This window comes from Micromonospora arida (assembly GCF_003857035.1).
GTDB lineage: Bacteria > Actinomycetota > Actinomycetes > Mycobacteriales > Micromonosporaceae > Micromonospora > Micromonospora arida.
Genome location: NZ_QGSY01000345.1, coordinates 1 through 8,712 on the forward strand (window position 1 = coordinate 1; position 8,712 = coordinate 8,712).

Here is an 8,712-nt window from a genome sequence, read left to right on the forward strand (position 1 = left end):
GCGGCCTCGTCCGGGCCGCTGTTCCCGCAGCATCGCGGTGATCCACTCGGGTTCCCGGAAACCGCGGCATCTCCTCCGCCCCGACAGCCCGATTTAGCGGTGATCCACTCGGCTTTGCGGTGATCCACTCGGCTTTGCGGTGATCCACTCGGCTTTCAGGAAACCGCGGCATCCCCGCCGCCCGGACGACCCGATTTCCAGGAAGCCGAGTTGATCGCGCGCAGGGCAGCGCACGCGCGCAGGGCAGGCGCACGCGCGCAGGGCAGGCGCACGCGCGCAGGGCAGGCGCAGGGCAACCCCCGGGGTCAGGGGAGCCAGTCAGGTAGCGACTCGCGGGCCGCCAGCCATCTCTCGGGCACCCCGCCCGGGGTGCCGACGCCGGTGTGCGCCGCCACCACCGATCCGGCGATGGCGGCCGTGGTGTCCACGTCCCCACCGGCCCGTACGCACGTCTCGATGGCCGCCGGATAGTCGTCGAGGTGCGTGGCGGCCACCCAGAGGGTGAACCCGACGGTGTCCTGGGCGATCACCCGGGAGCCGTTGCCGAGCGCGGCCACCACCCGGGGCAACGGTCGGCCGAGCAGCCCGGCGGCCCGGTGTACGCCCCGATGCACCTCGGTGCCCGGGTCGAGCGCGGCGGCGATTCCGGCGAGCAGCCGCTCCGGGGCCGGCCGGTGCCCGTCGAGGCGGGCCCGGGCGGCCAGCGCGGCGGCGACAGCGACGGCGACCGCGCCGGCGATCCCCTCCGGGTGCGCGTGCGTCACCTCGGCGGACGCGCGGGCCTGTGCCGCGGCGCGCGCGGTCGAGTCGGCGAAGTACGCGCCCAGCGGGCCGACCCGCATCGCCGCGCCGTTGCCGCAGGAGCCCTGCCCGTCGAAGGCGGACGCGGCGGCCAGCGGCCATGGCGTGCCGATGCGGATCAGCCCCAGGATGAGCATCGCGCCCGCGCCGTAGCCCCGTCGCTCGGTACATCGCTCGGCGAAGGAAAGGGCCAGCCGGTCCCGGTCGATGCCACCGGAGTCGGCCAACTGGGCGAGGACCGAACAGGCCATCTCGGTGTCGTCGGTCCATTCCCAGGGCGGTGGGGGCAGCGCGTCGGCGGCGAGATCCACGGGTGCGAGCCCCGGCAGGAAGTACTGCGCGCCGAGCGCGTCGCCGGTGGAGAGACCGGCGAGGCTGTCCCGGGCGAGCGCCAATCGGGCATCGGCGAACAGGGTGAACGACATCGTCGTACCAGCTTGCCCGGTCGCCAGGCACGCCGCAACGCGATCAACTTGCCAGGCCAAGTACGGTCTTGTCGTGGCCTCCGTGCTCCTGGTCGAAGACGATCACGTCGTACGCGGCGCGATGCTGCGGTCCCTCACCGACCGGGGGCATGCCGTGCACGCCGTGGGTACGGCGTTGGACGCCCTGCGCCGGGTCGCCGCGGAGACACCCGACCTGGTGGTGCTCGACCTCGGCCTGCCCGACCTGGACGGCTCGGACGCGCTGCGGATGCTGCGCGGCATCACCGACGTTCCGATCATCATCGCCACCGCCCGCGACGACGAGCAGTCGGTGGTCAAGCTGCTGCGCGCCGGCGCCGACGACTACATGGTCAAGCCGTTCACCGGCGCGCACCTGGACGCCCGGATCACCACCGTGCTGCGCCGGGCCGGCCGGGCCAGTCGGTCCGTGCAGCCCGCGGTGCACAGCGTCGGCGGGCTGCGGGTGGACGTGGGCGAACGCAGCGCCCAGCTCGACGGGGAGCCGCTGGCGCTGACCCGCAAGGAATTCGACCTGTTGGCGTATCTCGCCGCACGACCTGGGCGGGTAGTGTCCCGCCGGGAACTCTTGGAGGAGGTATGGCGGCAGCCATCGGTCGGCGAGGATCAGACCATCGACGTTCACCTGTACTGGCTCCGCAGAAAGATGGGCGAGTCCGCGGCGAAGCCGCGCTACCTGCGCACCGTGCGGGGGGTCGGATTCCGGCTGGTGGCACCGGACTGAGGACGGCGCTGGCCCTGCTCACGGCCGGCATGTGCAGTCTCGTGGCGCTCGCGTTCCTGATCCCGCTCGGGCTCAGCCTGCGGGAGCAGAGCCGGGACGAGGCGATCGCCGACGCGGCGCGGCGCAGCGCGCTGGTGACCGGCGCGCTGGCGGTGAGCACCGACCCGGCGGTCGTCGAGCGTGCCGTGGTGGCCAGCGCCGAGGGCGCACCCACCCGGCCCGTGGTGCACGGGTTGGGGCTGGACGAGTCGGCTGGTCGGGCCAGCGGCAGCGACCTGGACCGGGCCCGCTCCGAGCGCCAGTCGTTGGTCGTCGACGTCGACGGCGGTGTGGCCCGGCTCGACCCGGTCGTCCTCGGTGACCGGACGGCCGTGGTCGAGGTGTTCCTTCCGGAGTCGACGCTGGGCGAGGGCACCGGCGGCACGTGGCTACTGCTGTTCGCGGTCGGCGCGGCGATGGCCGGCGCGGCGGTTCTGGTGGTCGACCGGGTCGCTGCCCGCGCGGTGGACTCCACCCGTGGTCTGGTCAAGGCCGCGCTCTCCGTCGGCGACGGTGATCTCGGCGTACGCGTCGAGCCGACCGGTCCGCGCGAGCTGGCCGAGGCCGGGTACGCCTTCAACCGGATGGCGGACCGGTTGGACGCCGCCCGCACCGACGAGCGGGAGTTGGTGGCCGACCTGTCGCATCGTCTGCGTACCCCGTTGACGGTGCTGCGCCTGGACGCGGAGGCGTTGGAGTCCGACGACACCAGCGTGGGTTCGTTCAGCCCGGCGGAGTTGGACCGGCTGCGCGGGATCCGGCGGATCCGGCAGGCGATCGTCACCCTGGAGGGTGAGATCGACGTGCTGATCAAGACCACCCGTAAGACGGTGGCGCTCGAGGCCGGGCCGGCGATGTGCGACGTCAGCGAGGTGGTCCGGGACCGGATGGTGTTCTGGGCGGCGTTGGCCGGCGACCAGAACCGGCCGCACCGGGTCAACGGCGCCCAGCTGCGCATCCCGGCGCCGGTGCCGCGGGCCGAACTGGCCGCCGCGCTGGACGCGGTCATCGGCAACGTCTTCCGCTACACCCCGCAGGGCACCGCGTTCGAGGTGGCGGTGTCCCGGCGCGACGGTTACGTGGCGATCCGGATCGACGACGCCGGCCCCGGCATCGCCAACCCGGACCGGGCGCTGCGCCGGGGCGCCAGTGACCAGGGCTCGACCGGGCTGGGGCTGGACATCGCCAAGCGGGTCGCGTTGCAGGCCAACGGCTCGGTGAGCATCGACCGCGCCCGGCTGGGCGGGGCCAGCGTGGTGATGCTGCTCGCCGACCCGGAGGCGACGCCCCGGCAGGTCAGCCGCTTCGGTCTGGTCGGTCGGATGGCCCGCGACGCCCGGGACACGAAGGCCACCGGACGTCGCTGGCCCCGCCAGCGCCCCACCGACGACTGACCCGGCCCAACCCGGGGCTGTGCGCCGGCGCAAGTCTTCCTTAGATCGCGGTTAACGACCGTGTTGGATCGGCTGCGGGCTGACAGGATCACAGCACGAACCCACCAGTTCCACCGGCCGAGCGCACCACGCACCCCCGGCCGGTGGAGCCGCGCGCGCGGCGGGAGCCACAGGTCCCCCCACACCCACGCTCCCGCCGCGCGCCCTGCTCAACCAGCCGGCCCAGCCGACCGACCAGCCCAGCCGACCGACCGGCTCAGCCGGCGGCGGTGAGGTAGGCGTCGATCTCGGCGAGGATCCGCTGCTGGCCGGCGGCGTCCAGGAAGGACGCGGTCACCGCGTTGCGGGCCAGCCCGGCCAGGCCCTCCACACCGACGCCGAGCAGGCGGGCGGCCACCGCGTACTCGTCGTTGAGGGTGGTGCCGAACATCGGCGGGTCGTCGGAGTTGATGGTGACCAGCAGCCCGGCTTCGACCAGCTGGGGCAGCGGGTGCTCGTCGAGGGTGGCCACCGCCCGGGTACGGACGTTGGACGTCGGGCAGATCTCCATCCCGATCTGCCGCTCGGCCAGGTACGCGAGCAGCTGCGGGTCCTGTGCGGCGGAGATGCCGTGCCCGATCCGCTCGGCGCCCAACTCGTTCAGCGCGTCCCAGACGGTCTGCGGCCCGGTGGTCTCCCCGGCGTGCGGCACCGAGCGCAGCCCGGCGGCGCGGGCCTGGTCGAAGTAGGGCCGGAACTGCGGTCGGGGTACGCCGATCTCCGGGCCACCCAGACCGAAACTGACCAGCCCGTCCGGGCGCTCGTCCAGTGCGATGCGCAGCGTCTCCTCGGCCGCGGGCAGGCCGGCCTCGCCGGGGATGTCGAAGCACCAGCGCAGCTCGATGCCGAAGTCGGCCAGGGCGCGCTTGCGGGCGTCCTCAATGGCCTCGCAGAACGCCGGCGCGGGAATGCCCCGTCGGACGTGCGAGTACGGGGTGATGGTCAGCTCCGCGTACCGGACCTGTTGGCGGGCCAGCTCGCGGGCCACCTCGTGGGTGAGGATCCAGACGTCCTCCGGGTCGCGGATGAGATCCACGACGCTCAGGTACACCTCGATGAAGTGCGCGAAGTCGCGGAACTCGAAGTAGCTGGCGAGCGCGTCCGGGTCAGCCGGCACGGGGGTGCGCCCCTCGTGACGCGCGGCCAACTCGGCGACGATCCGGGGCAGGGCAGAGCCGACGTGGTGCACGTGCAGCTCCACCTTGGGCAGGCCGGCGATGAAGGTGGACAGGTCGGTCACGGGTTCTCCTGGGCATGGTCGCCGGTGCGGGCGACGACGAAGACGCGGCGGAACGGGAAGTACACCTGACCCTGCCGCACCGGGTACGCCGCGGTGAGCCGTACTCCCAGCTCGGCCCGGAAGGCGGACCAGCCGGCGGCGTCCAGTGCGGCCCGGACCGGGCGCAGCGCGGTGCCCTCCATCCAGGCCAGCACCGGGTGCTCGGCGGCGGGTCGAGCCGGCAGCAGGTGCACGTAGGTAGTCTCCCAGGCGTCCACCGCGCAGCCGGCGGCGGTCAGCAGCGCCGCGTAGTCGGCCGGGTCGTCGACCGGGTCCGCGCGCAGCAGCGGGGCGACCTCGGCCTGCCAGGTCGGTCGGTTGGCGACCTCCCGCAGGGCGCGGTGCGAGTCGGCGGCGAAGTTGCCGGGGACCTGCAGGGCGAGCCAGGCGCCGGCCGGCAGCTCGGCGGCCCAGCGGCGAAGCAGCTCCTGGTGGCCGGGGACCCACTGCAGCGCCGCGTTGCTGACCACCACGTCCTCGTCGCCGGCCGGAACCCAGTCGCGCAGGTCGGCGACCGCGAAGTCGACCGGCGCGCCGAGGGCCTCGGCCCGCTCGATCATCTCGGGTGAGGAGTCGAGGCCGCGCACCCGGCTGGTCGGCCAGCGCTCGGCGAGGACGGCGGTGAGCTGGCCGGGGCCGCAGCCGAGGTCGACCACCGCCCGGGGTCGCTCGGCCGGGATCCGGGCGAGAAGGTCGTGAAACGGCCGGGATCGCTCGTCGCCGAAGCGCAGGTAGGTCGTCGGGTTCCACATGATCGCCTCCCAAACCGTACGTCCGTACTGCTGACGGTACGGCTCGCGTGGCAGGGTGGCAACCCGATCACTAGGCTCGGGGCATGGAACAGCGCAGCTTCAACCGGCTCGGCCGGACCGTTGGCGCGGTCGGCCTGGGCGCGTGGCAACTCGGCGCCGACTGGGGCACCGTCAGCGAGGACGACGCGATGGCGGTGCTCGCCGCCGCCGTGGACGCCGGGGTCACCTTCCTCGACACCGCCGACGTGTACGGCGACGGCCGCAGCGAGCAGCTGATCGGCCGCTTCCTGCGCACCCGACCCGACGCCGGGCTGACCGTCGCCACCAAGATGGGCCGCCGCGTCGAGCAGCGGCCGGAGGCGTACACCCTGGCCAACTTCCGGCAGTGGACCGACCGCTCCCGGGCGAACCTGGGCATGGACACCCTGGACCTGGTCCAGTTGCACTGCCCGCCCACCGAGGTCTTCTCCTCCGACGAGGTCTTCGACGGCCTGGACACCCTCGTCGCCGAGAAGGCCATCGCCGGGTACGGAGTCAGCGTCGAGACCTGCGACCAGGCCCTCACCGCGATCGCCCGACCGGGGGTGGCGAGCGTCCAGATCATCCTCAACGCGGTCCGCCACAAGCCCCTGGAGCGGGTGCTGCCGGCCGCTGCCGCAGCGGGTGTCGGCATCATCGCTCGCGTGCCGCTCGCCAGCGGCCTGCTCTCCGGCCGCTACGACGAGCACACCGAGTTCCCCGCCGACGACCACCGCAACTACAACCGACACGGCGCGGCCTTCGACGTCGGGGAGACGTTCTCCGGAGTCGACTTCGATCGAGGTCTGGCCGCCGTACGTCGGTTGGCCCCGCTCGTCGACGCGGACCGGACGATGGCGCAGTTCGCCCTGCGCTGGGTGTTGGACCAGGCGGGCGTCACCGTGGTCATCCCCGGTGCCCGCGACGCCGACCAGGCCCGACGCAACGCCGCCGCGGCGGCCCTGTCCCCGCTCACCGACGAGCAGTTGGCAGCCGTCCGCGAGACCTACGACGAGCTGATCCGCCCGCAGGTGCACGACCGGTGGTGACCCGCGCGCCCGGGGTGCTCGCGTCACGCCACCCGGCCGGCGATGCTGGACGGCGGCGCGCCGCCCCGGGCGGCGGAGAGGGGACGCGATGAGGGGTTGGCTTCCACTCACCCTCGGCCTCCTGGCCGTGGTGATCGGTGCTGTGTGGACGGTCCAGGGCCTCGGCTACGTCAGCGGCAGCGTGATGACCGACGAGAAGATCTGGGCGGTGATCGGCCCGCTCGTGACGGCGGCCGGGCTGGTGGTGATCTGGCTCGGCCTGCGCTCGCGTCGACGCTGACTGCTCCACCGGCGAGCCTGAGCAGGCGAAAGCCCCGCATCCCAACCAGGATGCGGGGCTTTACCGTGACCCGTGAGCCGGATCGTCCCACTGGCCGGCGGGGGCCGGCCGTCCTACTCAGATGGGACGGACCTGCTCAGCCTGCGGGCCCTTCTGACCCTGAGCAATCTCGAACTCCACCCGCTGGTTCTCCTCCAGCGAGCGGTAGCCGCTGGTCTGGATGGCCGAGAAGTGGACGAACACGTCAGCACCCCCACCATCGACGGTGATGAAGCCGAAGCCCTTGTCAGCGTTGAACCACTTCACGGTTCCCTGAGCCATGTGTTTCTCCCTCTAAAAACTGGCGGCCGTGCACGCCGTCCGGCCGATTGGCCGTTTTTGAGCAGCGGCGCCTGAGGCAGCCCCACGAAGGAGACTTCTCTCAACCCACGCCATCTCGCAACAGCGGGGACCAGCAAATCACGGACGTAAAAAGTCTGTCACGACCTCTCCGACGAATTTCTCCGACATGTGACCTGACGGATGCCTCATGTGCGCTGGGCGGCGTGCGATGTCATGCGAAAGCCCCCTTCCCATCGATGCGGGAAGGGGGCTGAAATCGCTGCCGGTCAGTCCGGCCAACTGCCGGTCATCCGGCGTACGCCGACCGCGCCGCCCCGGTCCACGGCGGCCCGGACGACCGCGAAGATGGCGCCCTGCAACGCCGCGGCGGCCAGGATCTCGCCCCAGCCGCGATCCTCGTCGGTCGCGTTGGGCGCCTCGCCGTCGCCCGCGGTCGCCTTCCAGACCTGCCGGAAGATCGCCCCGGCCACCGTGCCTGCGGCGATACCCAACAACACGCCGACCGGCCGGTACGCGACCCTGCCGATGCTCTTACTCACCTACGCCTCCCCCGCACGATCATCAGCACCACCACGGTGGCCACCGCGCCGGCCGCAATGGCCGCCCACGGCACCGGGTTGCGGCGCACCAACTCGCCCTTTTCGTACGCCTGTGCGCGTACCAACTCGCCTTTTTCGTACGCCTGCGCCCGCGCCATCCCGGCGCCACGCGCAGCCTGCCCGCGGACCCGGGCGACGGTCTGCGCCGCCTGCTCCCGCATCCGCTCCTTGGCCTGCTCGGCGGACTCCTTCAGACGCGCCTTGACGTCGGCCTTGGCGGCCAACGCCTCCATCGTCTCGCCCAACTCGACCCGGGTGCGGCGGATCTCCTCGCGGAGGGCCTCCGTGTCGCCGGTCCCGTTACCGGTCATTGCCGCCCCCTGTCCTTCACCGCGGCGGTGACGGTGTCCATGTCTGCCCGGAGGCTGCGGACCGTGGCCGCCGGCACCGGCGGGACGGCACGGCTGACCTGCTTCTTGCCCACCAGGGCGAGGATGCCGGCCACCAGGAAGCAGGCCACCGCCACGATCAGCGCCGCGGCCCAGGCGGGCAACACCAGGTCGAGCAGCAGGATCGCCGTGGCGACCAGCGCACCCAGACCGAAGAACGCGAGCGCGCCGCCGCCGCCGAACAGGCCGATCCCGATGCCCGCGTGCTTACCCTTCTGGGTCAACTCCGCTCGGGCCAGCGTCAGTTCGTCCCGCACGAGGCGGGATATCTGCTCAGTGGCCCGCTGCACCAACTCGGCGGTGGAGGGCTCGCTCCCATTCTGGGATGTGCGGGCTTTCGCCACGTCAGCCATGCTGTCCTCCTTTCCTCATCACCGCGCTGTATGCCCGAAGTCGCCGCTCGTCAATCCTAAAGCGCGCCAAGCAGCTCACCGTCCCCGTTGTCCGGACGCCGCGCCGCCAATACGCGACCAGCCGCCGCGATCACGCCAGAGACGTCCGGCAGCACATCCCCCACCCAAGCCCGACCAAACCTCCCCCAAC

At 72.5% G+C, this 8,712-nt stretch carries 11 protein-coding genes; 4 read left to right on the forward strand and 7 right to left on the reverse strand.

The window, feature by feature from the left end:
* Positions 1-305: 305 nt before the first annotated feature.
* Positions 306-1,226 carry an ADP-ribosylglycohydrolase family protein gene (locus DLJ58_RS33640; protein ID WP_124863170.1) on the reverse strand — a complete coding sequence of 307 codons (921 nt, stop codon included), beginning with the start codon at positions 1,224-1,226 and terminating at the stop codon, positions 306-308.
* Between the two features lie 73 nt (positions 1,227-1,299).
* On the opposite strand from DLJ58_RS33640, the gene DLJ58_RS33645 reads away from it, so the two are divergent.
* Positions 1,300-1,989, forward strand: coding sequence for a response regulator transcription factor (locus DLJ58_RS33645; RefSeq protein WP_091401712.1), 690 nt, complete (start codon positions 1,300-1,302; stop codon positions 1,987-1,989).
* A gap of 29 nt (positions 1,990-2,018) precedes the next feature.
* Positions 2,019-3,422: a HAMP domain-containing sensor histidine kinase gene (locus DLJ58_RS33650; protein WP_181518519.1), complete on the forward strand. Its 1,404-nt coding sequence runs from the start codon at positions 2,019-2,021 to the stop codon at positions 3,420-3,422.
* 256 nt (positions 3,423-3,678) lie between these two features.
* Here the strand turns inward: DLJ58_RS33650 and DLJ58_RS33655 are convergent, their stop codons facing one another.
* On the reverse strand, positions 3,679-4,701 hold the full coding sequence (locus tag DLJ58_RS33655) for an adenosine deaminase (RefSeq protein WP_124863173.1): 1,023 nt from the start codon (positions 4,699-4,701) through the stop codon (positions 3,679-3,681).
* Positions 4,698-5,492 carry a trans-aconitate 2-methyltransferase gene (locus DLJ58_RS33660; RefSeq protein ID WP_124863177.1) on the reverse strand — a complete coding sequence of 265 codons (795 nt, stop codon included), beginning with the start codon at positions 5,490-5,492 and terminating at the stop codon, positions 4,698-4,700. The genes DLJ58_RS33655 and DLJ58_RS33660 overlap by 4 nt, the downstream gene beginning before the upstream one ends.
* A gap of 83 nt (positions 5,493-5,575) precedes the next feature.
* On the opposite strand from DLJ58_RS33660, the gene DLJ58_RS33665 reads away from it, so the two are divergent.
* The gene (locus tag DLJ58_RS33665) at positions 5,576-6,559 is read left to right on the forward strand and encodes an aldo/keto reductase (protein ID WP_091401706.1); all 984 of its coding nucleotides are present in this window, start codon (positions 5,576-5,578) and stop codon (positions 6,557-6,559) included.
* 88 nt (positions 6,560-6,647) lie between these two features.
* The gene (locus tag DLJ58_RS33670; RefSeq protein WP_091401705.1) at positions 6,648-6,839 is read left to right on the forward strand and encodes a hypothetical protein; all 192 of its coding nucleotides are present in this window, start codon (positions 6,648-6,650) and stop codon (positions 6,837-6,839) included.
* 117 nt (positions 6,840-6,956) lie between these two features.
* Here the strand turns inward: DLJ58_RS33670 and DLJ58_RS33675 are convergent, their stop codons facing one another.
* From DLJ58_RS33675 to DLJ58_RS33690, 4 genes are all read right to left on the reverse strand, one after another.
* Entirely contained in the window at positions 6,957-7,160 is a 204-nt protein-coding gene (locus tag DLJ58_RS33675) for a cold-shock protein (protein WP_030338233.1), read from the reverse strand.
* Between the two features lie 287 nt (positions 7,161-7,447).
* On the reverse strand, positions 7,448-7,720 hold the full coding sequence (locus DLJ58_RS33680; protein WP_124817926.1) for a DUF4235 domain-containing protein: 273 nt from the start codon (positions 7,718-7,720) through the stop codon (positions 7,448-7,450).
* Positions 7,717-8,091 (reverse strand): DUF3618 domain-containing protein, encoded by a 375-nt coding sequence (locus DLJ58_RS33685; protein WP_091401702.1) that lies wholly within the window; start codon positions 8,089-8,091, stop codon positions 7,717-7,719. The genes DLJ58_RS33680 and DLJ58_RS33685 overlap by 4 nt, the downstream gene beginning before the upstream one ends.
* Positions 8,088-8,522, reverse strand: a complete 435-nt coding sequence (locus tag DLJ58_RS33690) for a phage holin family protein (RefSeq protein WP_030338239.1) — start codon at positions 8,520-8,522, stop codon at positions 8,088-8,090. The genes DLJ58_RS33685 and DLJ58_RS33690 overlap by 4 nt, the downstream gene beginning before the upstream one ends.
* Positions 8,523-8,712: the final 190 nt, after the last annotated feature.

Excerpts from the sequence above, each read along its gene's own strand:
- DLJ58_RS33690 (WP_030338239.1), bottom strand. The coding sequence starts at position 8,522 with ATGGCTGACGTGGCGAAAGCCCGCACATCCCAGAATGGGAGCGAGCCC.
- DLJ58_RS33685 (WP_091401702.1), bottom strand. The coding sequence starts at position 8,091 with ATGACCGGTAACGGGACCGGCGACACGGAGGCCCTCCGCGAGGAGATC.
- DLJ58_RS33675 (WP_030338233.1), bottom strand. The coding sequence starts at position 7,160 with ATGGCTCAGGGAACCGTGAAGTGGTTCAACGCTGACAAGGGCTTCGGC.
- DLJ58_RS33650 (WP_181518519.1), top strand. The coding sequence starts at position 2,019 with ATGTGCAGTCTCGTGGCGCTCGCGTTCCTGATCCCGCTCGGGCTCAGC.
- DLJ58_RS33660 (WP_124863177.1), bottom strand. The coding sequence starts at position 5,492 with ATGTGGAACCCGACGACCTACCTGCGCTTCGGCGACGAGCGATCCCGG.
- DLJ58_RS33665 (WP_091401706.1), top strand. The coding sequence starts at position 5,576 with ATGGAACAGCGCAGCTTCAACCGGCTCGGCCGGACCGTTGGCGCGGTC.
- DLJ58_RS33670 (WP_091401705.1), top strand. The coding sequence starts at position 6,648 with ATGAGGGGTTGGCTTCCACTCACCCTCGGCCTCCTGGCCGTGGTGATC.
- DLJ58_RS33640 (WP_124863170.1), bottom strand. The coding sequence starts at position 1,226 with ATGTCGTTCACCCTGTTCGCCGATGCCCGATTGGCGCTCGCCCGGGAC.